General features: G+C 33.8%; 27 protein-coding genes. 19 read left to right on the forward strand and 8 right to left on the reverse strand.

Annotated features, from left to right (window positions below; translation table 11 throughout):
* Nucleotides 1-40: 40 nt before the first annotated feature.
* From ED556_RS09260 to ED556_RS09290, 7 genes are all read right to left on the reverse strand, one after another.
* A complete protein-coding gene (locus ED556_RS09260) occupies nucleotides 41-457 on the reverse strand; it encodes a hypothetical protein (protein WP_296322575.1) in 417 nt (138 codons plus the stop codon).
* 5 nt (nucleotides 458-462) lie between these two features.
* Entirely contained in the window at nucleotides 463-831 is a 369-nt protein-coding gene (locus ED556_RS09265) for a hypothetical protein (RefSeq protein ID WP_296322576.1), read from the reverse strand.
* Nucleotides 828-1,211 carry an alkyl hydroperoxide reductase gene (locus ED556_RS09270; RefSeq protein WP_296322578.1) on the reverse strand — a complete coding sequence of 128 codons (384 nt, stop codon included), beginning with the start codon at nucleotides 1,209-1,211 and terminating at the stop codon, nucleotides 828-830. The genes ED556_RS09265 and ED556_RS09270 overlap by 4 nt, the downstream gene beginning before the upstream one ends.
* A 129-nt stretch (nucleotides 1,212-1,340) precedes the next feature.
* On the reverse strand, nucleotides 1,341-1,529 hold the full coding sequence (locus ED556_RS09275) for a hypothetical protein (protein WP_296322579.1): 189 nt from the start codon (nucleotides 1,527-1,529) through the stop codon (nucleotides 1,341-1,343).
* Between the two features lie 66 nt (nucleotides 1,530-1,595).
* Complete coding sequence (gene ccsA, locus ED556_RS09280) at nucleotides 1,596-4,883, reverse strand: cytochrome c biogenesis protein CcsA (protein WP_296322582.1); 3,288 nt, start codon at nucleotides 4,881-4,883, stop codon at nucleotides 1,596-1,598.
* Nucleotides 4,884-4,980: 97 nt separating this feature from the next.
* Complete coding sequence (gene mscL / locus ED556_RS09285; protein ID WP_296322585.1) at nucleotides 4,981-5,430, reverse strand: large conductance mechanosensitive channel protein MscL; 450 nt, start codon at nucleotides 5,428-5,430, stop codon at nucleotides 4,981-4,983.
* A 55-nt stretch (nucleotides 5,431-5,485) separates the two neighbouring features.
* Nucleotides 5,486-5,875 (reverse strand): group III truncated hemoglobin, encoded by a 390-nt coding sequence (locus ED556_RS09290; protein ID WP_296322588.1) that lies wholly within the window; start codon nucleotides 5,873-5,875, stop codon nucleotides 5,486-5,488.
* Nucleotides 5,876-5,943: 68 nt separating this feature from the next.
* Here ED556_RS09290 and ED556_RS09295 point away from each other — a divergent pair, with 68 nt between their 5' ends.
* The 8 genes from ED556_RS09295 to ED556_RS09330 all read left to right on the forward strand — a co-directional run bounded on the left by ED556_RS09295 (nucleotide 5,944) and on the right by ED556_RS09330 (nucleotide 15,003).
* Nucleotides 5,944-6,747 (forward strand): Rossmann-like and DUF2520 domain-containing protein, encoded by an 804-nt coding sequence (locus ED556_RS09295; RefSeq protein ID WP_296322591.1) that lies wholly within the window; start codon nucleotides 5,944-5,946, stop codon nucleotides 6,745-6,747.
* Between the two features lie 31 nt (nucleotides 6,748-6,778).
* Complete coding sequence (locus ED556_RS09300) at nucleotides 6,779-7,318, forward strand: HAD family hydrolase (RefSeq protein ID WP_296322593.1); 540 nt, start codon at nucleotides 6,779-6,781, stop codon at nucleotides 7,316-7,318.
* A gap of 19 nt (nucleotides 7,319-7,337) precedes the next feature.
* Nucleotides 7,338-8,267, forward strand: coding sequence for a geranylgeranylglycerol-phosphate geranylgeranyltransferase (locus ED556_RS09305; protein ID WP_296322596.1), 930 nt, complete (start codon nucleotides 7,338-7,340; stop codon nucleotides 8,265-8,267).
* Nucleotides 8,267-8,860, forward strand: coding sequence for a Maf-like protein (locus tag ED556_RS09310; protein WP_296322599.1), 594 nt, complete (start codon nucleotides 8,267-8,269; stop codon nucleotides 8,858-8,860). The genes ED556_RS09305 and ED556_RS09310 overlap by 1 nt, the downstream gene beginning before the upstream one ends.
* Before the next feature lie 28 nt (nucleotides 8,861-8,888).
* Nucleotides 8,889-9,839, forward strand: coding sequence for a septum formation inhibitor Maf (locus tag ED556_RS09315; RefSeq protein WP_296322602.1), 951 nt, complete (start codon nucleotides 8,889-8,891; stop codon nucleotides 9,837-9,839).
* A 97-nt stretch (nucleotides 9,840-9,936) separates the two neighbouring features.
* The gene (locus tag ED556_RS09320; RefSeq protein ID WP_296322605.1) at nucleotides 9,937-10,458 is read left to right on the forward strand and encodes a mechanosensitive ion channel domain-containing protein; all 522 of its coding nucleotides are present in this window, start codon (nucleotides 9,937-9,939) and stop codon (nucleotides 10,456-10,458) included.
* 102 nt (nucleotides 10,459-10,560) lie between these two features.
* A complete protein-coding gene (locus ED556_RS09325) occupies nucleotides 10,561-13,086 on the forward strand; it encodes a PIG-L family deacetylase (RefSeq protein WP_296322607.1) in 2,526 nt (841 codons plus the stop codon).
* Between the two features lie 120 nt (nucleotides 13,087-13,206).
* Nucleotides 13,207-15,003 (forward strand): sodium:solute symporter, encoded by a 1,797-nt coding sequence (locus tag ED556_RS09330; RefSeq protein WP_296322610.1) that lies wholly within the window; start codon nucleotides 13,207-13,209, stop codon nucleotides 15,001-15,003.
* A gap of 49 nt (nucleotides 15,004-15,052) precedes the next feature.
* Here the strand turns inward: ED556_RS09330 and ED556_RS09335 are convergent, their stop codons facing one another.
* Nucleotides 15,053-15,901, reverse strand: a complete 849-nt coding sequence (locus ED556_RS09335) for a DUF2911 domain-containing protein (protein ID WP_296322613.1) — start codon at nucleotides 15,899-15,901, stop codon at nucleotides 15,053-15,055.
* A gap of 167 nt (nucleotides 15,902-16,068) precedes the next feature.
* Here ED556_RS09335 and ED556_RS09340 point away from each other — a divergent pair, with 167 nt between their 5' ends.
* The 11 genes from ED556_RS09340 (at nucleotide 16,069) to ED556_RS09390 (ending at nucleotide 24,405) form a co-directional block, all read left to right on the forward strand.
* Nucleotides 16,069-16,395, forward strand: coding sequence for a metalloregulator ArsR/SmtB family transcription factor (locus ED556_RS09340; RefSeq protein ID WP_296322615.1), 327 nt, complete (start codon nucleotides 16,069-16,071; stop codon nucleotides 16,393-16,395).
* A 30-nt stretch (nucleotides 16,396-16,425) separates the two neighbouring features.
* Nucleotides 16,426-16,899 carry a DUF6428 family protein gene (locus ED556_RS09345; RefSeq protein WP_296322618.1) on the forward strand — a complete coding sequence of 158 codons (474 nt, stop codon included), beginning with the start codon at nucleotides 16,426-16,428 and terminating at the stop codon, nucleotides 16,897-16,899.
* A gap of 9 nt (nucleotides 16,900-16,908) precedes the next feature.
* Nucleotides 16,909-17,397, forward strand: coding sequence for a GNAT family N-acetyltransferase (locus ED556_RS09350; RefSeq protein WP_296322621.1), 489 nt, complete (start codon nucleotides 16,909-16,911; stop codon nucleotides 17,395-17,397).
* A gap of 17 nt (nucleotides 17,398-17,414) precedes the next feature.
* A complete protein-coding gene (locus tag ED556_RS09355) occupies nucleotides 17,415-18,026 on the forward strand; it encodes a protein-tyrosine-phosphatase (protein ID WP_296322624.1) in 612 nt (203 codons plus the stop codon).
* Between the two features lie 33 nt (nucleotides 18,027-18,059).
* Nucleotides 18,060-18,743 carry an aquaporin gene (locus ED556_RS09360; protein WP_296322627.1) on the forward strand — a complete coding sequence of 228 codons (684 nt, stop codon included), beginning with the start codon at nucleotides 18,060-18,062 and terminating at the stop codon, nucleotides 18,741-18,743.
* A gap of 175 nt (nucleotides 18,744-18,918) precedes the next feature.
* The gene (locus ED556_RS09365; RefSeq protein ID WP_296322630.1) at nucleotides 18,919-19,578 is read left to right on the forward strand and encodes a TetR family transcriptional regulator C-terminal domain-containing protein; all 660 of its coding nucleotides are present in this window, start codon (nucleotides 18,919-18,921) and stop codon (nucleotides 19,576-19,578) included.
* Nucleotides 19,579-19,584: 6 nt separating this feature from the next.
* On the forward strand, nucleotides 19,585-20,895 hold the full coding sequence (locus ED556_RS09370; RefSeq protein ID WP_296322633.1) for an AarF/UbiB family protein: 1,311 nt from the start codon (nucleotides 19,585-19,587) through the stop codon (nucleotides 20,893-20,895).
* Nucleotides 20,895-21,533: a flavin reductase gene (locus ED556_RS09375; RefSeq protein ID WP_296322636.1), complete on the forward strand. Its 639-nt coding sequence runs from the start codon at nucleotides 20,895-20,897 to the stop codon at nucleotides 21,531-21,533. Before ED556_RS09370 ends, ED556_RS09375 begins: the two co-directional genes overlap by 1 nt.
* Before the next feature lie 19 nt (nucleotides 21,534-21,552).
* Nucleotides 21,553-22,974 carry an SDR family oxidoreductase gene (locus tag ED556_RS09380; protein ID WP_296322638.1) on the forward strand — a complete coding sequence of 474 codons (1,422 nt, stop codon included), beginning with the start codon at nucleotides 21,553-21,555 and terminating at the stop codon, nucleotides 22,972-22,974.
* Nucleotides 22,975-22,990: 16 nt separating this feature from the next.
* Nucleotides 22,991-23,128 (forward strand): DUF2256 domain-containing protein, encoded by a 138-nt coding sequence (locus tag ED556_RS09385; RefSeq protein WP_296322773.1) that lies wholly within the window; start codon nucleotides 22,991-22,993, stop codon nucleotides 23,126-23,128.
* Nucleotides 23,101-24,405, forward strand: coding sequence for a DASH family cryptochrome (locus tag ED556_RS09390; protein ID WP_296322642.1), 1,305 nt, complete (start codon nucleotides 23,101-23,103; stop codon nucleotides 24,403-24,405). Before ED556_RS09385 ends, ED556_RS09390 begins: the two co-directional genes overlap by 28 nt.

Below are 24,405 nucleotides of genomic sequence, written 5' to 3' on the forward strand. Positions count from 1 at the left end.
ACTTATGCAATCATAATGGTACAAATATGCAATTTATTTTTTAATTAGAAATGAAATTAAAAAAACTTAATGCAAATACTATTGTCCATAATAGAGTTCTGTACCAATTATAATTAACCAATTTAACAAGTTCTATTTTAGTAGCAGAATTTTTACTAATACCATTATGAATAGGTACAAAAACTCCAAAGGTTATCGCCCAAATAACAATCAATAAAGCCAAATTTACTATAGTATACAAGTTCTGTGCTATATATACTTGAAAGCCACTAAAAATCAATTGTGCTAGCATTAATGGTAAAACAACTACACTGATTCGCTTTGTATACTTAATATGCCAATGCTTTAAATCTTCCTCTGAATAGAATAAAAAACTGGGATAGATGACTAATTGAACTAACCAGATTAAGACTAAAGTCCCTGTATCGAATACTAATTTACATAAGTCTATACTCATAATGATTAATCATTTCTTATTAACCAAGCCCAAAATATAAATAGTGGATGAACGATTAATAGTCTTACCCAGGCTAACCATTCAGGAACACATAAAGAGTTATCAACACACGATTGCTGTTGAATAAAATATATATGAGAAGGTATAAATGCAATTAACATTAGTATAATACCATAAGTAGACATAAGTCTCGTTTTTGGAAAAATCACACCAACAGCCAACACAATTTCTAATAACCCGCTGACTGAATTGATAATATCATGATATGGTAAGTAATCTGGTATTAATGGATAATAAAAATTAGGATTAATAAAGTGATAACTACCAGCAATAAGGTAAAAAGCTACTAAAACAACACGTAGAATCTTAATCATTTTAGTTTCCAGTTATACTCACGATGAACTTTTCTAAGTATAAGCAAGAAAGGAATCCACCAGATAAAATCATTGGTAATTAATGTATAAATAAACTGAAATGGCACATCTCCATTGATATAATTAAAGATGAAGCCTAGCGGACCAAATATTTTTCCTAAAAATCCAACTGCTACAATTGGCCAATGCCGCATTGGATCGTACGAAGCCCACCAATATCCAATGCCGTATACGCCAATAACCATTCCCATTCCTTGCCAAACCATGGGGTGATTTAACGGTTCCATACCAACTAATTCGAAAAAATGATCTGGAAATAATACAACCCAAGCACCCCAAATTATGTTATAAACTGCTGCTAACTTTAGTACAAGTTTCATTTTTGAGTTAAGAAAATCGATTAGTAAATTATCTATTCTTTTTTACCAATGTTATTGTAGGCTCTGATAACAAAGTAAGCCCAAATGACTACTAGGCCTGAAACCACAATCGAAAACCAAAATACTATTTCATCTGCTTCCATTATCTAGTAGTTTAAGGTAAATCATTACACCTAAAAGCGTTGGTGCCCAAAGCCCAACAAAAATACCGTGTAATTTATCACCAGTTAAAAAAAGATACTCAGCTACGATAATAATAGCCGCACAGAGCAACAACATTAAAAGATTTGCTGTGCCTAACTTCTTGAAGTAATTCATCTAAATGGTTAGTTTGATGACTACAAGTTAAGGAAAATTGTAGAATTACAATGCGTTACAAGATTCTTAGTAGTGCACTTTATACTTACGGTAAGCAAAAACTGAAATTATAGCTATAATAGCAAGTGCAATTACTATAAACTGTAGACTTAATATTTGGTCACCACTAGCGTAGGAGTGTAATCCGGCTAAATAAAAATTCACCCCAAAATAAGTCATCAAAACACTAGCAAATGCCAATACAGACATTAAACTATACAACCACTTACTTCGTAGTCCTGGAATTAATCTCATATGTATAACAAAAGCATATACCATAATACTTATTAATGCCCATGTTTCTTTTGGATCCCAACCCCAATAGCGACCCCAACTTTCATTAGCCCACATACCTCCTAAAAAGTTTCCTATGGTAAGCATTACTAAACCAACAGTAAGCGCCAATTCATTTATAATAGTAAGCTCTTTTATATGGTAGCTCATTCGGTTCTTATTTGATTTTGTAGTAAAAATCATAAGTAATAGCGCTACTAGACCTAGTATCATTCCGAGTGCAAATGGTCCATAACTTGCAACTATTACCGCAACATGAATCATAAGCCAATAACTATTTAAAACAGGTTGTAAATTGGCAATGGCTGGGTCCATCCAATTCCAATGTGCAATCATTAACATCATTGATGTAATAAATGCTGAAGCCGCTAGCGTTAAATGAGATGAGTCTTTTTGAAAAACACCATAAATTGGTATCATAGCCGAAGCTATAGTACTACCCAAACCAGCAGAATTGCTTTTATTCTTACCACGAGATAATAAAATTCCGAAAAGCATTACTGACCACGACACATAAATTATAGATTCGTAAGCATCACTCCAAGGTGCATGACCAGACAAATACCAACGTAGTATTAGGCCGCCAGTATGTAGTATAAACAGCAAAATAATTATAGCAATCAAACCTTTGACTAAATTCGCTATTAGCTTACTATTATATTTAAATATTTGTACAATTAATACAATAAACAATAGCGTTCCGGCATACATATACCAGCTAAATAACTTCTTGAAAATATCATACTTGTTATATGCTATTTCAGCTTTAATCTTTTGGTCTGACAACATTACCTCAGCACCATATTTGGTTTGTGATTTTTTAAACCCTTTAAGTAAAGCTTCAGCTTGAGAAAAATCGCCTGTGCTTTTGCCTTGATTTAAAGTCAACAGATACGCGCTGAAACCGTTATTAATGAAGTTTCCGTAAAGTGAATCCTTTATTTTACTCTTATAATTACCCAATCTATATTCATCAGAAGATATCCAATCGTTGCCTTCGTCATTAGGAACAGGAAACAGTTTTAAAGAATTCCCTTCAATCATACTAAAAAGCAAGCGTACTCTATCGTTGGTTTCTCTAAATTTCTTTTGGTGCGCAGTTGGTATAGTTGCTCTATAGGCTTCTTCTAAATAAGGTTCTAATTTGTAAAACCCACTTTCTGTAAAAAAATCAACAAACCTAGCATGCTTTACAGATTTATCTACACCTATAATACTGCGAATAGAATCCGCTTCCATAGGTCTTAGGTAAATCAATGGTGTGTTACTCCATAACTGTGGACTTTCTTGCATAGAGAGTAATACTTGGGTAGCATCAAACTCCTCATAGGTATCACTTTTACTTAGTTTACGAAGTATCTGAGAAGCAAACGTATGCATTGGCATCATACGTCCGGTGACATCTTGTATCACAACCTCAGCAAATTTATCGGAATGCGACTTAGGTGTAATATTAGCCCTTAAGATTGAGTCTATCTGTGCTTTTGATATTTCTAAGCCATGGTTATGACCATCATTGGCAGAATGTTGTTGCCCAAAAGAAGAAATCGTAAATAAAAGAAGTAAGCTTGTGAGCATTTTAGCCTTTTTCTTTTTAAGCCTTTTAAGTTGTTGTCTTAGCTCATCGAATCGCGTATGTTTGGCAAACATGATAGCTAACAACCCAAAATATAAAAGCATATATCCTGTATAGGTAATATATGTGCCCCACATATCATGATTAACAGATAATATTGTGCCTCTTTCATCTGGGTCAAAACCGGATTGAAAAAAACGATATCCACGATGGTCCAAGATATTATTCATATAAATATGGTAATCAAAGTCTCCTTGCTCTTGATCAACAACTGTAACCTTACTTTCAAAAGATGAATATTGATTTTCGGTGCCTGGATACTTTTCGGCAATGAAATCATTTAACTTTACAGAAAAAGGTAACTCTATAACTTTTGATCCATATTGAACAGAAATGTCTAATCCACCAACATTTACATCTTCAAATCCATTATAACTGCCCTGACCTCCAATTAATCCAACTTCTTTAGTCTCTCCATTTGCCGTAACATCGAGAATAATTCCATCCTCATCATTTTTAAGTAATTGAGATTTTTTAACCACAGCAAACTCACCTTTAACAACTGGCTTTGGGAATACCATTTGAAGGCTTTCTATAATATACCTCGAACGTAATGCTAATCGCTGTAAACTATCTTTAACTAAAGTGCCTTGGCTCATCGTCGCCATAGTTAAATACTCACCATCATAAGGTGAGTTTATAAATAAGCCTTCGTCAGTATCTGTGATATTAATTGCACCTTCTTGGTACTTATTTAGAGTAAATAAAATATTGTGTATACTTTGTGTCTCACCTTCTTTCAAGAAATGATTATGTGGTTTTCCGCCACCAGCTTCAACTATTTTAAGATATTTTTCGCCTGTATCAGATGGTACAATGTCTTTTTCTGCTCCCTGAATAAATTCTTTTAGCGTAAAGGTCACTGGTGTTTCACCATACATGTAGGTTTCGGAAAAATCATTATCAAGGCGTGGCGAGAAATCAACTTCGCGCTCAAAGTTTCTTTGCACGAGCTGTCCATTAATTTCAAAATCACCAATGATTCGCCCTTTGATGTAAGTCTTAAGCGATAACATTTGGCTTTCCGTAGCACCTTCACGGATAGCCATCGCGCCTTCATAACCAATATATCGTGTTATAAATGCGCCAACCAAAATAAAAATGAAAGATAAATGTAATGTTAGAGTGGCCCATTTTTCTTTTCGCCATAAACGAAATCTAAAAATATTACCCACAAAATTTATTACAAAAAATACCATAATAGCTTCAAACCACCATGTATTGTATACGAGTTGTCTTGAATAAGGTGTTGGAGAAGCATCTGTTGGATTACCTGCAAGAGGAGAATCTAAAAAAGTACCAACTGCCATAGAAACAGCAAATACAATAAATAAAACAGCAGTAAGTCTTGTGGAAAATAGAATGTTAGCGATTTTCTTTTGCATGCGAATAGCTCATTTTTAGCTCGTGCAAAGATAATGCTTTTAGCTGATTTTATTTAGGTTTACTAATGCCTAAAAGTTGTTAAAATTCTTTCAAAAATTATGAACCTTTCTGTGCCTTTAAAATGGCATTTTGTTCCTCCATTAAATTATTAAGTTTCGAGAGTAATTCTATGTCTTTTGGAGTTACTACAGTAGTATCCTCGGTATCTTGAGCTTTGCGTTTTAATCTGTTCATAAATTTCACTACCAAGAAAATGGTAAATCCTATGATTAAAAAATCTAGGAACACTTCTAATAATGCACCGTAAGCAATAGCCACTTCGCTTAGAGTTACGCCACCACTAGCATCCAAAACTTCGTCACGTAATATCACTTTTTTATCCTGAAAGCTTAAACCATCAGATAATAATGATAATGGTGGCAATAACACCTGTTTGGCCAAAACATCGATAACCTTATTGAACGCTGCACCTATAATAATACCAACGGCCATATCCATCATGTTACCCTTAACAGCAAACTCTTTAAATTCTTTGATTAGTTTCATTCTATTTTCTTTTAATAATTGTATGAAACGTAAATGTATGAATTAGGTAACTTGGTTATTGATTTCGGGCTTCAAAAATTTTCAAGTACATGAATGTTCCCATTTTTCGAGCTCTTCTCTTTGCCATATCGGCATATTCGCCTTGATATAATTCATCTATTGTCTGATACCACAGATTTAGCCATAAACCAAAATGAAGCTCTGTAATGCTGTTAGAGTTGGCTTTATCTACTTTAATATGTACATCTAATGGATTACCAAAATATTTAGTTTCCAAGAACAAGTTCGATTCCCAGAACGCTGTTAAATGCTCAAAATGTGCATCCCAATCTTTAATTGAGTTATTAAAAAAAGGACCAAGCTCTTTATCATGTCTTACCTTTTTGTAAAATTCTGAAACGAGAAGGTAAATATCCTCAGGTGATTTAATGTCAGGTTTATCCATATGTCAAATTTAATTTTTAATTCAAAACCAACTATGACTACATTTTAAAATCTTAGTATTTTTACAACATGATTTCAGTAGTACTTCTTGGAGCTGGCAATGTAGCTACACACCTATTTAAAGCATTTAAATCTTCGGATACTGTTGTATTGAAGCAGTGGTATAATCGTAATTACGAAGCTATTAAATCGTATAAAAATGATACTGAAGTCATTGACTCACTTTCTAATTTAAAGGAAGCAGACATCTATATTTTTGCAATAAGTGATGATGCCATATCAAATATGTCCAAACAACTACCATTTTCAGATAGGTTTGTAGTACATACTTCTGGCAGTGTTAGTATGCACGATATGGATAAGAAAAATACACGAGGTGTATTTTACCCATTACAGACATTTTCGAAAACTTCGGATATTAGTTTTGAAGATGTACCATTTTGTATTGAAACAGAAGATAAATTAAGGTTACAGTTATTGAAAGATTTAGCATCAGCTATAGGAAGCAAATCGTATAAAATATCGACCGAGCAACGCCAAACTCTACATTTATCTGCTGTATTTGTGAATAATTTTACGAATCAATTATACCGTATTGCACACGAAATTAGTGATGCAAAAAGCATTAATTTTGAGATATTAAAACCACTAATTTTAGAGACTGCTAAGAAAGTTCAGGATATTTCGCCATATATGGCACAAACAGGACCAGCAAAGCGAAATGATAAAAAAACCATAAAGCGGCATTTAAAACAAATAGAATCTGAAGCTCATAAAACGATATACGAACTTTTAACAGCTTCAATACAAAAAACTCATGGTACTTCGACTAGGCTCAGCAACCGAAAAAATTCGAATCATAAAACAGACTAATGAAGCTATTGAATTAGTATAAAGATAAAGTATGGAAGAAACTCAAGATAAAAGCTACAAAGAATATCTAAGTCAAATCACCTCATTCATTTTTGATGTAGATGGCGTATTGACTGATGGTACAATAACCGTTACTACTGATGGTGAAATGTTAAGAACCATGAATATAAAAGACGGATTTGCACTAAAAACAGCTGTGGACGCTGGGTATAATATGTGTATTATTTCTGGAGGCTCTAATGAAGGAGTTCGTAAACGTTTGGCCGGTTTAGGCATTAAAGATATTTACCTTGGAGCGCATAATAAGATTGAACAGTTACAAGAATACCTTACATCAAATACTATTGATACTTCTGAAGTGCTTTATATGGGTGATGATATCCCAGATTATCCAGTAATGAAACTTGCTGGTTTGCCTTGCTGTCCACAAGATGCTGCTCCAGAAATTAAAGCCATATCAAAATATATATCCCATAAAGACGGTGGAAAAGGGGCTGTTAGAGATGTTATTGAACAGGTATTAAAAGTCCAAGGTAAATGGAACGGGAATTTTGATGCGAAGTATGATTAACATTAGTCAAAAGTAAACAATGCTCCATTTTCTTAAACTCATTCGCTGGAAAAATCTTCTGCTTTTAATACTTGCTCAAGTACTATTTAAGTATGCGCTTTTAGAACCTTTGAAGCTTGACTATGGCATTGGTACTTCATTAACTCATTTAGGGTTTTTGCTTTTGGTATTTGCTACAGTTTGCATTGCTGCTGCAGGATATATTATTAATGACATTGAAGATATTGAAGCTGATAATATCAATAAGCCCGAAGCTGTTATCATTGGCAAGCATATTTCAGAAAAAAGTGCCACTCGCCTATTTATTATTCTAAATATGATAGGTGTTATCTGCGGCTTTTTAATTTCTAGAGCTGTTGGCAAACCTAGTTTTTTCGTACTATTCATTATTACATCTGCACTTTTATATATGTATTCTACCTACTTAAAAAAAATACTGTTAGTAGGTAATATTATTATTGCTGGTTTGGTAAGTTTAAGTATTCTTCTGGTGGGCATTTTTGATTTAATTCCCGCCGTTACAGAATCTAACCAAGTATCGCAGTTATTCTTTTTAGACCTTATAAAAGATTATGCAATTTTCGCATTCATGCTCAACCTATTAAGAGAACTCGTAAAAGATATAGAAGATGTGGATGGCGATTATAAAATTGGTGTAAAAAGCTTACCAATACTATTTGGTAGAACTAGAGCCGTAAAAATTGCTTTTGTGTTATCCTTAATTCCATTAGTAATAATCATTCTCTATCTGGTAAACAATTTATATAAGCAACAACTTGCAATTGGTTATGTATTGTTTCTAATTATTGCACCAATGCTTTATGTGTCTATTAAACTATTTTCAGCTGAACATAAAAAAGTATTTAAACATATAAGTACAGTTTTAAAATTGGTTATGCTTACTGGAATCTTATCACTGTTACTGTTTCAATTTATGCTACTCAAATAATGCTAAAAGACGTGCTTAAATCATATCGTATTATTTTAGCTTCTGGTTCTCCGAGACGCCATCAATTTTTCAAAGCGTTGGATTTAGATTTTGAAATACAATTAAAACCAATAGACGAAATCTTTCCTAAGCATCTTAAAGGTGAACAAATATCTGACTATTTAGCAAAACTTAAATCTGAGCCTTTTTTGAATGCGCTTCAACCTAATGATATTTTAATTACAAGTGATACTATTGTCTGGCACAACAACCAAGCACTGGGCAAACCTAAAGATGCTGGTGATGCATTTAAGATGATTAAAAGTCTAAGTAATACACATCACGATGTTATTTCTTCTATATGCTTTACGACTACTGACATGCAAACGATAGTTAATGCAACCACAAAGGTTTATTTTAAGAATTTAACAGAAGATCAGATTTGGTACTATATCAACACCTTTAAACCGTATGATAAAGCAGGTGCTTATGGTATTCAAGAATGGATTGGTGCTATTGGTATTTCAAAAATAGAAGGCTCTTATAATAATGTAGTTGGCTTACCTACTGATTTACTTTACGAAACGTTAATTAACATGGTTAGTGCTAATTAACTTCGTATTTTTAAAACAAAAATTGAAAATGAATAATTCCCTCAAAGGTCTTGCAGTATTCGTGAGCTTTATGTGTGCTTTGGTCATAGCTATTTCATGCAAAGAAGAATTAGCTATAAAAGGAAATGATGCTAATATTGCTAGTGCAGAACCAACACCAATTAAAGTTTCAACCCCAGAATTTAAGCCAAATAAAGACTTTAATGACTATTGGTATGCTGGAGAAGCAGAGATTACGTCTTACAAATTAGAGCAAGCGAGATATGGCGAAATAAGACAAGGTACAGCTGTAATGGTTTTTGTTACTGAAGATTTTTTACCAGAAAAGCAAGTAAAAGCAGATAATTACAGTAAAGACAATGTGTCTATATTAAAACTTAATGCTACCAAAAATTTTAATACCGGGATTTATCCATACTCAATAATGCAGAGTACATTCTTTCCTGTTGCAAATAATCAACATGCTATTAAAGTTTCTGCTTCAATACAAGAATGGTGTGGTCATGCATACACACAGTTGAATAATAGAGATAATTTTGAAGTCACAACGCACTCCTACTTTCAGAGTGAAGCTGATCAAAACTTTAATATCGAAAAAGCAATCACTGAAAACGAAATTTGGACCCAATTACGTATTAATCCTAACGCTTTACCAATGGGAAAAACAATGATGATTCCATCTCTAGAGTTCATAAGACTTAGACATATACCCTTTAAAGCTTATGAAGCCAATACGACTCTAAAAGGTAATGTCTACACGATATACTATCCTGAATTAAACAGAAGATTGAATATTAAATTCAATCTAGAATTTCCCTATGAGATATACGGATGGAATGAAACTTCTCCTAGTGGCTATGGACCAAATGCTAATCTGTTAACCACAAGAGCAGAAAAGCTTAAGACAATAAAATCTGCGTATTGGGGTAAAAACAGTAACGCAGACGAAAGCTTAAGAGAAACTCTCAAGCTCAAATAGTCTTTGAAGCCCATTACCTACTAAATATTCTTCCAAAAGAACCGTAAATCTGGACATTTCGTTTTATCTTACATTTGTTGTAGAAAAACCCCAGTATATGCTTGATTTTTTTCAGAACCATCAAGAAAGAGTTCTTTATTCGCTATTACTTCTTGCGCTATTTATAATTGTAAGAGGTATTATTGTTTTGACTGTAAAACGTATTGGAAGAAAAAGTGGCACCAGTGAAGCTCGTGCAAAGCTTGTAGGTCGTTACATTACATATGCTTTATTATTAATTGCACTGCTGGTAGAAGCCTTTGTTATCGGAATAAATGTTCATGACATCACCTTACTTTTTTCGTCAATATTTGCCGTTTTAGGTATTGCATTATTTGCAATATGGTCAATTCTTAGTAATGTTACTTCTGGTGTGATAATGTTTTTCTCATTTCCGTACAAAGTCGGTGATAAAATTAAAATACACGATAAAGATTATCCTGTAGAAGCTATTATAGAAGACATCAGAGCTTTTCAACTCATACTTAGAGAAGATAATGGCGACTTAGTTACTTATCCCAATAATCTTATTCTTCAAAAGGCAGTAACACTCCTTGAAAAGGATGCATTGAACGATTAAAAACGTATTCAAACTACGTTCAATAACAGTTAAATAATTCTAAAATACTGTAGGTGGTAGTCTTACTTTTTTACCTTTGGAAAGTAACAAACTAACATCAATATGCACCGCATAAAACTTAGTATTATAGCGCTACTGGCGCTGGTCTTTATAGCAAACGCACAGCAACCAAAAAAACTAAACGCTTCAGAAATTTATGATGCCATACAAAAGCTAAATGTTTTAGCATCTGTTATGTATGTTGCTGCGCATCCTGATGATGAAAATACCAGATTAATAGCCTATATGGCTAACAATTTAAAGGCAAGGACTGCATATCTATCTTTAACTCGAGGTGATGGCGGACAAAATTTAATTGGACCTGAGCTAAGAGAACTTTTAGGCATAATGCGTACTCAGGAATTATTAGCTGCAAGACGTGTAGATGGTGGCGAACAATTATTTTCTAGAGCTAATGACTTTGGGTTTTCAAAACATCCAGACGAAACACTTTCTATTTGGGATAAGAATCAAGTACTTGCTGATGTGGTATGGAATATAAGACAGTTTAAGCCAGACATTATTATTAACAGGTTCGACCATAGAACTCCTGGCACTACTCACGGACATCATACAACTTCTGCAATGTTAAGCCTTGAAGCTTTTGATTTAGTAAACGATAACACTGTGTATCCAAAACAACTTGAGTATACCGAAACTTGGCAACCAAAACGTATTTTCTTTAATACTTCTTGGTGGTTTTATGGTAGTAGAGAAAATTTTGAAAAGGCTGATAAAAGTAATATGCTAAACTTTGATATTGGCGTGTATTATGCGAATAGAGGTCTTTCTAATAACGAAATTGCTTCCATCGCTAGTAGTCAACATTTGTGCCAAGGGTTTGGACGCTTAACTCAGCGTGGTACTCAAGATGAATATATAGAGCTATTAAATGGTGAACCTTTAGATGGTACTAATAACCCATTTGCAGGAATAGACATTAGCTGGAACAGAGTTAAAGGCGGAAATGCAATTGGTAGTATTCTAGAAAACGTCGAAGAAAATTTTAATTTCAAAAATCCTTCGGCGCATCTTCCTGAACTAGTTAGAGCTTACCAAATGCTTCAAAATATTGAAGATAACCATTGGAAAACCATTAAGTCTGAAGAATTAAAATCGATTATTCAGGCTAGTGCAGGGTTATACCTTGAAGCTTCAGCAAATACACCTACCACTAGTAAAAATGAAACTGTTCAATTAAGAATGGAACTTCTAAATCGTAGCAACTCTGATATAAAACTGATATCGTACGATTTAACCGCTTTAGATAATACTGTACTTAAAAATATATCGCTTTCAGAGAATAATAGAATTAATTTAACTGAGGAAATTACCATTCCAGAAAGTATAAATTATACCTCTGCATATTGGCTAAATACAAAAAGTAGCTTAGGCATGTACACTGTAGATGATCAGCAATTGATTGGTAAACCAGAGACGCCAAGAGCTATTAATGTGACCTTCAATTTAAATATAGAAAACGTAGTAATACCTATTACAAAACCTATTGTATATCGTTACTCAAAACCGGACAAAGGAGAATTGTATCGACCTTTCGAAATTGTGCCACCGGTGTCCGCAAAACTTAAAGACAAGGTTTTCATTTTTGAAAATGACAAGCAAAAAGATATAGAAGTAACTATTACTGCGGGTGCAAATGACCTTAATGGTTATGTGCAAATGGATTATCCAAATGATTGGAGCATTTATCCAGATAAGCAAAAGATCAACCTCGCTCAAAAAGGAGAATCACAAACCTTAGTTTTTACTGTTATTCCACCTAAAAATCAAAGTGAAGGCATTATTAAACCAAAGGTGTTCATTGCTGATAAAGTATATTCTAAAGAGCTTGTAGAAATAGATTATAGTCATATTCCTTTTCAAACGGTATATCTACCAAGTGAAAGCAAATTGGTACGATTAGATATTCAGAAAAAAGGTACTAACATTGGCTATATCGAAGGTGCCGGTGATGTTGTACCAGAAAGTTTAAGACAAGTTGGTTATAACGTGACTATTATTAAACCTGAACAAATTTCTACCGATAATATTAGAGATTTTGATGCCATCGTTGTTGGGATTAGAGCATATAACATTCTTGATGAGTTAAAGTTTAAGCAAAATGATTTATTCAACTATGTGGAGTCTGGCGGAAATCTTATTGTACAATACAATACTAGCCGAAGAATAAAAGTAGATAATATTGCACCTTATGATTTATCACTATCTAGAGACCGAGTTACAGATGAAAATGCTGAGATAACCATACTAGAACCAGACCATCCACTACTAAACTTTCCAAATAAAATAAGCGAAAGAGATTTTGAAGGTTGGGTTCAAGAACGAGGCCTATATTTTCCAAACAATTGGTCTAAAGAGTTTACACCTTTACTATCTGCAAATGATAAAGGCGAATCTCCTAAAAAGGGAAGTTTACTTATAGCAAAATATGGTAAAGGCAATTATATCTATACAGGTTTAAGCTTCTTTAGAGAATTTCCTGCTGGTGTTTCTGGAGCGTATCGCTTATTTGCCAATCTTTTATCGGCTGGGAAAGAAGATAATCCTAAAACAAAACTTAACGACTAAATCAAACCATGCAAGATCAATCTCCTAAAAAACAACCTTGGCTTAAATCGTATACGTTAGTGCTTGTGGCTAACTTCATTTATATCATTTTGTTTTATCTCATAACTCAAGCATTTTAGTATGGCATTAAGTTGGATAGATTGGACGGTGCTTACAGCTACCCTATTAACTATTGTGGGTTATGGTACATGGGTAACACGAAATAATAAAACTGTTCAAGATTATATTAAAGGTGGTAATTCTACAAAATGGTGGACTATTGGGCTATCTGTAATGGCTACTCAAGCCAGTGCAATTACATTCCTATCAACAACAGGTCAGGCTTTTTCTGACGGAATGGGATTTGTTCAATTTTATTTTGGACTACCTATAGCAATGGTAATAATTTGCTTGGTATTCATTCCACTCTACCATAGATTAAAGGTATTTACTGCATACGAATTCCTTGAAGATAGATTCGATTTAAAGACACGAAGCCTAACAGCAATATTATTTCTTATTCAAAGAGGTTTAGCAGCCGGAATCACGATTTTTGCGCCTGCTATTATACTATCTATTGTATTAGGTATTAAAGTGGTTTACCTCAATATTATTATAGGTGTACTGGTTATTATCTATACTGTTTCTGGTGGTACAAAAGCAGTAACTGTGACGCAAAAACAGCAAATGTTTGTAATATTCGCTGGGATGCTTGCTGCATTATTTATAACGCTTCAGCTTATCCCAGATGAAGTATCATTCACCGATGCTATTGAAATTGCTGGTGCAAATGGTCGTATGGAGGTTTTAGATTTTTCTTTTGATTTAGAAAACAGATATACAGTTTGGTCTGGTTTAATAGGCGGTACGTTTTTGGCCTTATCCTATTTCGGAACAGATCAAAGCCAAGTACAGCGCTATCTTTCTGGTAAAAGCATGAAGGAAATGCAAATGGGATTAATCTTTAACGGTTTGCTTAAAGTACCAATGCAGTTCTTCATCTTGCTAGTAGGTATTATGGTGTTTGTATTTTATCAATTCAACCCAGCACCTCTTAATTTTATAGATGCCTCGACTGAAAAAGTTCTGGCCTCGGAATATGCAAGCGAATACAGAGCGCTTCAAGAAAAGCAAACGATTCTTTTTAATGAAAAGAAAAGTATAAGTCTTCAACTAGCAAAAAACGAAAATACCGACTTAAAACTTCAAGTGTCGAAGCTCGATAGTATTGAAAAAACTTATAGGTTAGAATCTAAGTTCCTGATTAAAAAAGCCATTGATACTGCTTATACATCAAAGTATAATGCTCTTGTATCTGAGGTTGAGTCTTTAAAATCTAACCCAGATAGTGAGTTGTATATTTCAAAATCTGATGAACTAGAAGAGTTGTATAAATCTGCTGCAAAAGATACACGGACAAATGATAGAGATTATATGTTCATCCGATTCATACTAAATCATTTGCCAAAAGGTTTAATTGGTTTACTGTTGGCTGTAATTCTATCAGCTGCTATGTCATCTACCGCATCAGAAATAAATGCGCTTGCTACTATTACATCCATTGATTTGTATGGCAGAAATCTAAAAATAAAGAAGAATGAAGCTGGTATGGTAAAGGTCACTAAATGGTTTACTTTACTTTGGGGAATTGTAGCAATTATTATTGCCTGTTTTGCTAATCTTGCTGAAAACTTAATTCAGCTTGTTAACATCATAGGTTCTATATTTTATGGTAATGTTTTAGGTATATTTCTTTTAGCCTTTTTCTTTAAATATATTAAAGGTAATGCAGTGTTCACTGGTGCAATCATTACGCAAGCGATTATTATAATCGGCTGGTGGTACGATTGGATGCCATATTTATGGCTGAATCTATTTGGTTGCGTCCTAGTGATTATTATTACCCATATAGTGCAAGGCTTTCAATCGAAGAAATAAAAAAGCGACTCAATAGAGTCGCTTTTTGTATAGTATAATTAAAACTCAATTACAAAGCACCCCATTCTTTTAGAGAGTCTGTATTCAATTTTATATAATCAGCATTTCCACTTGCTTTAGCACCTTCTAATGATTTTTTAGCTGCCTCAATAGCACCTTTCTTATCACCATTAGCTGCATGGATAAGAGACTGTTGTCTTAAGTACCAAAATCTTGGTTGCTCGCTTGTCATTTCTACAGCTTTATCAATCCACTTCATTGCTTTTTCTAAATTTTTACCTTCAGATAAATTATAGACTGCAGCTGCGTAATAGTCATTTGGTGCAGGACCAGCCATAACTCTATCGATAGAAGCAGTTACTTTAGTGTCAGTTGGTACTTCGAATTTTACACTTGCGTAAACATTTTCCCATATAAAACCAATATTAGCAGAACTATTAGTTAAGTCATCAAAACCTATTGACCAAGTTTCAACATTCATAGGCATTTTGTAGATCTCAGCTGAAGCTTTAGCAGCAACTTTAGCATCATCCCAATTTTGAGGTGTTCCCCAATTTTCAGTATCAGAGTAAAAAACAACATCCCATGAGTCTTGGTTTGGCGCTATAAAAATAGCATAAGAACCAGCCTTTAATGTAGTACCTCCAATAGTAACATCATCACTAAAAGAAATCGTTGTATTCTTGTTGGCTCCAGCTCTCCACATTGTTCCATATGGCACTAAATCTCCAAATATTTTACGTCCTTTCATACTTGGACGAGAATATTCTAGAGTCACATCTGTTAAACCTACCTTCTGCTCTATTTTAGTAAAAGGGCTTGGTTGTGGCGTTTCAACTTGTGCATTTACAGAGAATAATAGAGTCAATGCAAAGGCAAATAAGGCTAGTTTTTTCATTTTTTATGGTGTTAAAATTTATTAGAGGATAAAATTACGACTTCGTATAGACGAAAAATGTTAAGAAATCCATAAAATGGATCTTTCTCCTACTCAAATAATCACTAAAAGTTTTGATAATAAATTTATTTAATCGTAATATTGCAATAAACAAATTAATAATAAAAATGGGAGTTACTAAATCAGAGATTTTTTCTGATACTCAGAACGAAATTGCAAATCTTGCCAAAGCATTTGCTCACCCTGCTCGTGTGGCCATTTTGCAATACCTTTTTGAGTCAAACACCTGCATTTGTGGTGATTTGGTTGACGAAATTGGTTTAGCTCAAGCCACGATATCTCAGCATTTAAAAGAACTAAAACGTCTTGGATTGATCAAAGGAAATATCGAAGGTACAAGTGTTTGCTACTGCATTAACCAAGACAAATGGAATGAAATGCGAATTTTACTCGACTCATTTTTTAATCAAGAAGTAAAAACAAATTGCTGTTAATTGTCATAACAGTCCTTAAAACTACATTTAATGAAGCTATCAGAAATAAAACAACACCTTAACAATCTAAGCGAAATTGCTTTTCAGTTACCAGACGGTAGTTTAGTGCCAAGACATTTTCATGTCACCGAAATTGGCAAAATCTCTAAAACTTTTATTGATTGCGGCGGAACATTACGACAAGAACGTGTTATTAATTTTCAACTTTGGGAAGCTAATGATTACGATCATAGACTGCATCCTGAAAAATTACTAAACATTATAAATCTCTCTGAAGATAAACTGAACTTAAGGGATACTGAAATCGAAGTTGAGTATCAATCTAATACGATTGGTAAATACGATTTAGGATTTAGTGATGGTAAATTTATGTTATTAGCTAAGCAAACCGATTGCCTTGCAAAAGATAATTGCGGTATTCCATCGCAGAAACCTAAACTAAAGTTATCTGAACTTCAAAGTCAAGCTGCAAGTTGTTGTGCGCCAGATTCGGGATGTTGCTAAAAAATTAGTATGAAGTTTATTGCCATAACAGAAACTAACTATCCAAAAGTGGCAGAGATATATAAACTTGGGCTTGAAACAAAAATAGCAACTTTTGAAACTCAAGTTCTTGACTTTTCAACATGGAACAAAAAATATCTACCTTTTTGCAGAATTGCTTTAGAGCATAATAATGAAATTCTAGGTTGGTCCGCTCTAACAAAGGTTTCTAACAGGCAAGTTTATGCAGGAGTAGCCGAAGTAAGCATTTATATTCATCCCAAATATTGGAACAAAAAAGTCGGAACGAAACTGTTGTTAGAACTTATTGAAAGAAGTGAGCAAAATGGAATTTGGACCTTGCAATGTGGCATTATGTCAGATAATTTGGCAAGTATTAAACTTCATGAGAAATGTGGTTTTAGAATTATCGGTTATAGAGAAAAAATAGGATGCCTCAATGGTATTTGGAAAGATAATGTCTTAATGGAAAGACGAAGTAAACGAATTGGTGTATAACATAACAAATAAAGAAAATGTATCAAGACATTGAACAGGAAATACGTAATTTGAATACAGAAACAATTAGCCAAGAACGAAAAAAAGTACTTGAGCCACTTATAGCTTTCATTCAGAGTAAATTGAACTCTAATAAGGTTATCAATCTTAATTTTATCTGTACGCACAATTCTAGACGTAGTCATTTATCGCAAATATGGGCTCAAGTTATGGCTGCTGAATATGATATTAATAATGTATTCTGTTATTCTGGCGGTACTGAAGCCACAGCAATGTTTCCTGTTGTTGGCGAAACACTAATAACACAAGGATTTGAAATTGATAAGTTATCCGAAACTAATAATCCAGTATACAGTATTAAATATGATAACGAAAGACCTTCAATTGTAGTATTTTCTAAAGTTTTTGATGCGCAGTTTAATCCAAGAACTAATTTTGCTGCTGTGATGACTTGCTCACATGCCGATGAAAACTGCCCATTTATACCAGGTGCAGAACAACGAATTCCTGTTCGGTATGAAGACCCAAAAGCGTTTGACAACACACCTCAACAAGCAGAAAAATACAAAGAGCGTAGCATACAAATAGCTACTGAAATGAAATATGTATTTTCTAAAATCACTAAATAATGAAATCGAAGATTCACGAACACAATGGTACAAATGAAAAAATACGTGAGTAAAAATGAAATAGCTGAATTTATTGGAACCTTTGCCATGGTATTTTGTGGTTGCGGAGCAATGACAATTAATGAAATTACTGGTGGCACTATTTCGCATGTAGGTGTTGCAATCACATGGGGCTTGATTGTTATGGCTATGATTTATGCTTATGGCGAAATTTCTGGTGCTCATTTTAATCCTGCAGTAACTGTAGCGTTCGCCTTTGCAAAAAAATTCAACTGGAAAACTGTACCACGGTATATATTATTTCAAACTGGTGGTGCTTTTTTGGCAATCGCTATACTGTGGTTTCTATTTCCAGAATCAAATAGTTTTGGACACACCTATCCAATTGAAGGATTTGAGCCCTATAAAGCTTTTGTTTTAGAGTTTTTACTGACCTTCTTTTTAATGCTAGTAATTATTAATGTATCTACAGGAAGTAAGGAAATTGGCACTATGGCAGCAATAGCAGTTGGCTCGGTCATTCTACTTGAAGCAATGTTTGCAGGTCCAATGACTAAAGCATCGATGAATCCAGCTAGATCTCTAGCTCCAGCAGTAATATCTGGCAATTTAGAACACTTATGGCTATACCTTACTGCACCATTTGGAGGTGCAATATTAGCAGTGCTATCGTGCAAATGGGTAAAACATGATAAGTGCTGCGATGATGATTGTTAGTCCTACACTATCTTTTTAAAATCTTTATCAGATAATTTTACTTAAAACGTGGTTTTAAGTTCTTGTTATGGGTGTTTATTATTAGCTTTATAGTAATAAACAACGTTGTTAAATATTGTTTAACTTTTTAAATAAAAGATTAAACATTTTGTATCTTTACATAGTATTTTAAAAAATGTCCAGTAAAAAATCAATTGAAAAAATAGACATCATTACTTACTACATGGAGTATGTTGAAAGTAATGGTAAAACACCCAAGTCGATAGAATATTTTATTGAAAAGCATGATATCGAAATTGAAGATTTTGACAAACATTTCAACTCTTTTGAAGACTTAGAGCAAGATGTTTTTAAAATATTTTTTGATAATACAGTCTCATTACTAAATAAAAGTGAAGACTACCATGCATTCGAGGCAAAAGATAAATTGTTGAGTTTCTACTATACGTTTTTTGAAATATTAACTGCGAATAGAGAATATGTGGAGATTTCACTAGATAGATGTGGTCTTTACTTCTCTACTCCTAACGTATTAAAAAAGTTAAAGGCTAACGTTTTAAAGTTTATAGATTTACTAGATATAGATACGATAGACTTTAAACAGCAGAATATTGAGAATATACAAAAAAAAGCCATTAGAGAATCGGCATGGATTCAACTTTATGCAACGTTGAAGTTTTGGTTAGATGATACGTCTGAAGCCTTTGAAAAAACAGATGTTTACATCGAGAAATCCATCAAAGCCAGCTTTGATTTAATAGACACAACAGCCTTGAAAAGTATCATTGATTTTGGAAAATTTATTTACAAAGAACAATTTAAATCATCAGATTAAATATAAATGAAAACCATAGATAACATACCTACATCCAAGATTTCTAGAGCTACAAAGCTCGTTTCCACTGGTGCCAAACTTGGAGTTAACTATATAAAATACTACGGCGATAAACTTGTAAATCCCTCTGATGAAGCCAAGGAGCGTTTGGATAAAAGTAACGCAGAGGACATATACGATAGCCTAAAAAAACTTAAAGGCAGTGCTCTAAAAGTAGCACAAATGCTAAGCATGGAAAAAAGTATTCTTCCTAGAGCTTACGTCGAAAAATTTTCATTATCACAATTCTCAGTGCCACCATTATCACCACCATTGGTGATAAAAACATTTAAAAAATATTTTGGAAAACATCCTGACGAATTGTTCGATACTTTCAATGCGACCTCAGTCAATGCGGCCAGTATTGGCCAAGTCCATCTTGCTGAAAAGGATGGGAAAAAATTTGCTGTGAAAATTCAATATCCTGGGGTTGCCGAAAGTATATCAACCGATTTAGCAATTGTAAAGCCAATTGCGATCAAAATGTTCAACATTAAAGGAAAAGACTCAGATAAGTACTTTAAAGAAGTTGAAGATAAACTCATCGAAGAAACCAATTATATCTTAGAGTTAGAACAGAGTAAAGCTGTTGTCGATGCATGTAAACATTTAGAAAATATTACATTCCCCAATTATTATGAAACGCTTTCATCTGAGCGCATCATAACCATGGATTTCATGGAAGGTGAGCATTTGTCAGAATTTGTAGCGCATAATAAAAATCAGGAGCTGTCAAATAAACTAGGGCAAGCTCTATGGGATTTTTATATGTATCAAATACATGTGCTTAAAAAGGTCCATGCTGATCCGCACCCTGGTAATTTTCTAGTCTCTAAAGATGGTGAGCTAATAGCCTTAGATTTTGGTTGTATGAAAGCTATTCCTGAAAGTTTCTATGTGCCATATTTTGAGTTGTCCAAAAAAGAGAGTCTAGAAAACCCAGATTATTTTAATCAAAAATTATATGAGCTAGAGATACTTAGAGAAGATGATACAGAAGAAGAAGTGGCATTTTTTACAGAAATGTTTCATGAGCTTTTAAGCCTTTTTACTCAGCCCTTTCATAATGATACGTTCGATTTTTCTAATCCTGAATTTTTCAACAAGGTCGGTGAAATGGGACAGCGTTATTCTCAAAATACCGAGCTGCGCAAGATGAATGCTAATAGAGGCTCGAAGCATTTTATATACATAAACAGAACATTCTTTGGCTTATATAATCTAATGTTTGATTTAAAAGCTCAAAACGTTAAAATCAATAATTTCAGTAAGATATAATGAAAGCGTTTAGCCTAGAAGATATTGATAACATGCATCATTTATATCGCATCAACTTAATAAATAGTTGCTCAGGATATAAATCAGCAAATCTTATAGGTACCCAAAACAGTGATGGTAATACCAATCTAGCCGTTTTTAGCTCATTAACTCACATGGGGTCTAATCCAGGGCTTTTAGGAGTTTTTCTAAGACCTACAACAGTTATTAGACATACCTATGACAATATAAAAGCTACAGGAAAATACACTATCAATCATATTCATGAAAATATAATTGAAGACGCGCACCATACTTCAGCTAAATACGATAAATCAATTTCAGAGTTTGATGTTACTAATCTAAACGAAGAATTTAAAGAAGATTTTTTTGCACCATTTGTAAAAGGTTGCCCAATACAAATTGCAATGCAATATGAGGAAGAATATCATATTAAAGCAAACAACACCATTTTACTAGTTGGGAAAATAGAGAAGCTTTATGTTGAAAATACCCTTTTAGAAAAAGATGGCTTCATTAATTTATCTAAAGGAAAGGTTGCAACAATAAATGGTTTAGATGCTTACGCCGTTCCTGAATTAAAAACTAGATTAGAATACCAGCGTCCTAAAGAAGGATTTGCTCATCGTGATGGCTGAATTTTGAAGAACACAAACAATGAAAATCTTACTTACCGGAACAACGGGTTATATAGCTAAGCGATTGGCACTTCAATTGCTCAAGGATAACCATGAATTAGTATGCTGTGTAAGAGACATGGAGCGAATTCCAGACGAAATTGAAGAGCATCCTAGATGCACTTTTATAAAAGTAGATTTTCTTCAACCTGATTTAGCTAGTATTCCAAAAGATATTGATGCCGCTTATTACTTAATTCACTCTATGTCTACATCAGGTTCGGATTTTCAGGAATTGGAGAAAACCTGTGCTGAAAACTTTAAAAATCTGGTTAGCAAAACCCATTGCAAACAGGTTATTTATCTAAGTGGAATTGTAAATGACAATTCATTATCAAAGCACTTAAAATCACGGTTACAAGTCGAAGAAACATTAAAATCTAACAGTTATGCACTAACAACTTTTAGGGCAGGAATTATAGTTGGTAGCGGTAGCGCTTCCTTTGAAATTATTAGAGACATTGTTGAGAAATTACCATTAATGATTACCCCAAAATGGTTGAATACTCAAACACAACCTATTGGTATACGAGATGTACTCACCTATTTGTCTAATGCATTAGAAAAAGAAGAACTATACAATAAATCGTATGACGTCTTTGGACCAGAGATATTGACTTACAAAGAAATGCTACTTCAGTTTGCGGAAGTAAGAGGTTTAAAACGCTATATCTATACATTGCCCGTTTTAACACCAAAGCTATCTTCTTACTGGTTATATTTTGTAACCTCGACATCTTACCAATTGGCTACTGCGCTAGTAGATAGCATGAAGGTTGAAGTCATTGGTAAGCCCAGCGGCATCAACTCTATAATCGCAATTAACCCAATGACCTATAAGACAGCTGTGAATTTGGCATTTCAAAAGATACAGCAAAACTCAGTGATTTCGAGTTGGAAAGACGCCGTAAGCAGCGGTGTATTTAAAGATCAATTATCCAAACATATAGAATTGCCGCATTACGGATGCTTTAAAGACGTAAGGTCGAGAGAAATAGAAGATGAGACCTACACTTTAAATCGTATTTGGAGCATTGGCGGTAGAAATGGCTGGTATAGCTTTAATCGTCTTTGGAAAATGAGAGGTTACGTAGATAAGCTCTTTGGTGGTGTTGGTTTGCGCCGCGGTCGAACGCATGATACTTATTTAGAACCTGGCGATCCACTAGATTTTTGGCGTGTTCTTTTTGCTGATAAAAAAGAAAAACGGCTTCTACTCTTTGCTGAAATGAAATTACCCGGTGAAGCTTGGTTAGAATTCAAAATTGTGAAAAATAAACTCTATCAGCGCGCTGTTTTCAGACCAAAAGGTGTTTGGGGAAGATTGTACTGGTACTCAGTATTACCATTTCATGCCTTCGTTTTCAAGGGTATGATAAATGCTTTAGTCCATAAAAATTAAAGAAGTGCCAAAAGGAATAAAAAAACAACATCTGCCCCAAAAAATATGTGTTGCTTGTGAGCGACCTTTTAGCTGGCGTAAAAAATGGGAAAGAGATTGGGAAAACGTAAAATATTGTAGTGAAAGATGCAAAAGACAGAGACAACTAATTTAGTTTGGTTCAGAAATGATTTACGAGTACAAGATAATGTTGTATTAAATAAAACCTGCAAAAATGGAAGTCGCGTGATAGGTGTGTACTGCTTTGACCCCAAGCATTGCGCAATTGACAAATTTGGCTTTAAAAAAACTGAAAAGTATAGGGCGAGATTTCTATTAGAAACGATTATTGATTTAAAGGAAAATCTCGATAAGTTAAACATAGACTTACTTATTTATAATGCATCACCAGAAGATATTATTCCAAACCTTGTTGAGGATTTTAATGTAGGTAACATCTACCTACAAAAGGAATGGACACAAGAAGAAATAGAAACAGAGAACGCAGTTAAATCCAAATTGCAAAATGTCAATTTTAAAAGTATATACAATCAGTTTTTGTATCATCCGGACGATATTAATTTCGAAGTGTCAAACACGCCACAAGTGTTTACTGTTTTCAGAAAAAAGCTCGAAAAGTATATAGCCATAAGAGAAGAGGTTAAGATTGAAAAATTGCCGTCTTCAAACCGTATTGAGAATAATACTTCTATTCCATCACTTTCAGATTTAGGGTTTCAAGATTTTAAGACCAATGCCCATTCAGCATTTCCATTTAAAGGTGGTGAAACGGAAGCACTTCGTCGGTTAAAAGATTATTTCTTCACTACGAAAAAATTGGGGTTTTATAAAAAAACAAGGAATGGACTCATTGGAGTCGATTACAGCTCAAAATTCTCACCTTGGTTAGCAAATGGCAGCATATCGGCTACAACTATTTATTGGAATGTAAAACAGTTTGAAAAAGAGCTCTTTAAAAATCAATCTACATACTGGCTGATTTTTGAATTGATTTGGCGAGATTATTTCAAATACATCTCTATGAAACATGGCAACCAAATATTCAGATTAGAGGGTATTTTAAAGAAGGATTATGAATGGTCGTCTCATCAAAAATTAATTCAAAAATGGATTAATGGCGAAACATCCTCAGATTTTGTGAATGCCAATATGATTGAGCTTAAAGAAACTGGTTGGATGAGTAATCGTGGAAGGCAAAATGTAGCATCTTACTTCGCTAAAGAACTTGAACTCGATTGGCGCATTGGTGCAGCTTATTTCGAGTCACTATTAATTGATTACGATGTGCATAGTAATTATGGTAATTGGATGTATGTGGCTGGTGTTGGCAATGACCCTAGGGATCGAAAATTCAATGTGCAATTGCAAGCCGAGCGTTACGATACTAATGGTAAATTCAGAAAACTTTGGTTACAGCCAAGTCTATTTTAA

Origin of the sequence: Winogradskyella sp. (assembly GCF_003712105.1) — a bacterium.
Classification (GTDB): Bacteria; Bacteroidota; Bacteroidia; order Flavobacteriales; family Flavobacteriaceae; genus Winogradskyella.

Coding starts and splice junctions, on each gene's coding strand:
- ED556_RS09260 (WP_296322575.1), bottom strand. CDS start 457: ATGAGTATAGACTTATGTAAATTAGTATTCGATACAGGGACTTTAGTC.
- ED556_RS09265 (WP_296322576.1), bottom strand. CDS start 831: ATGATTAAGATTCTACGTGTTGTTTTAGTAGCTTTTTACCTTATTGCT.
- ED556_RS09270 (WP_296322578.1), bottom strand. CDS start 1,211: ATGAAACTTGTACTAAAGTTAGCAGCAGTTTATAACATAATTTGGGGT.
- ED556_RS09275 (WP_296322579.1), bottom strand. CDS start 1,529: ATGAATTACTTCAAGAAGTTAGGCACAGCAAATCTTTTAATGTTGTTG.
- ccsA (WP_296322582.1), bottom strand. CDS start 4,883: ATGCAAAAGAAAATCGCTAACATTCTATTTTCCACAAGACTTACTGCT.
- mscL (WP_296322585.1), bottom strand. CDS start 5,430: ATGAAACTAATCAAAGAATTTAAAGAGTTTGCTGTTAAGGGTAACATG.
- ED556_RS09290 (WP_296322588.1), bottom strand. CDS start 5,875: ATGGATAAACCTGACATTAAATCACCTGAGGATATTTACCTTCTCGTT.
- ED556_RS09295 (WP_296322591.1), top strand. CDS start 5,944: ATGATTTCAGTAGTACTTCTTGGAGCTGGCAATGTAGCTACACACCTA.
- ED556_RS09300 (WP_296322593.1), top strand. CDS start 6,779: ATGGAAGAAACTCAAGATAAAAGCTACAAAGAATATCTAAGTCAAATC.
- ED556_RS09305 (WP_296322596.1), top strand. CDS start 7,338: ATGCTCCATTTTCTTAAACTCATTCGCTGGAAAAATCTTCTGCTTTTA.
- ED556_RS09310 (WP_296322599.1), top strand. CDS start 8,267: ATGCTAAAAGACGTGCTTAAATCATATCGTATTATTTTAGCTTCTGGT.
- ED556_RS09315 (WP_296322602.1), top strand. CDS start 8,889: ATGAATAATTCCCTCAAAGGTCTTGCAGTATTCGTGAGCTTTATGTGT.
- ED556_RS09320 (WP_296322605.1), top strand. CDS start 9,937: ATGCTTGATTTTTTTCAGAACCATCAAGAAAGAGTTCTTTATTCGCTA.
- ED556_RS09325 (WP_296322607.1), top strand. CDS start 10,561: ATGCACCGCATAAAACTTAGTATTATAGCGCTACTGGCGCTGGTCTTT.
- ED556_RS09330 (WP_296322610.1), top strand. CDS start 13,207: ATGGCATTAAGTTGGATAGATTGGACGGTGCTTACAGCTACCCTATTA.
- ED556_RS09335 (WP_296322613.1), bottom strand. CDS start 15,901: ATGAAAAAACTAGCCTTATTTGCCTTTGCATTGACTCTATTATTCTCT.
- ED556_RS09340 (WP_296322615.1), top strand. CDS start 16,069: ATGGGAGTTACTAAATCAGAGATTTTTTCTGATACTCAGAACGAAATT.
- ED556_RS09345 (WP_296322618.1), top strand. CDS start 16,426: ATGAAGCTATCAGAAATAAAACAACACCTTAACAATCTAAGCGAAATT.
- ED556_RS09350 (WP_296322621.1), top strand. CDS start 16,909: ATGAAGTTTATTGCCATAACAGAAACTAACTATCCAAAAGTGGCAGAG.
- ED556_RS09355 (WP_296322624.1), top strand. CDS start 17,415: ATGTATCAAGACATTGAACAGGAAATACGTAATTTGAATACAGAAACA.
- ED556_RS09360 (WP_296322627.1), top strand. CDS start 18,060: ATGAAAAAATACGTGAGTAAAAATGAAATAGCTGAATTTATTGGAACC.
- ED556_RS09365 (WP_296322630.1), top strand. CDS start 18,919: ATGTCCAGTAAAAAATCAATTGAAAAAATAGACATCATTACTTACTAC.
- ED556_RS09370 (WP_296322633.1), top strand. CDS start 19,585: ATGAAAACCATAGATAACATACCTACATCCAAGATTTCTAGAGCTACA.
- ED556_RS09375 (WP_296322636.1), top strand. CDS start 20,895: ATGAAAGCGTTTAGCCTAGAAGATATTGATAACATGCATCATTTATAT.
- ED556_RS09380 (WP_296322638.1), top strand. CDS start 21,553: ATGAAAATCTTACTTACCGGAACAACGGGTTATATAGCTAAGCGATTG.
- ED556_RS09390 (WP_296322642.1), top strand. CDS start 23,101: ATGCAAAAGACAGAGACAACTAATTTAGTTTGGTTCAGAAATGATTTA.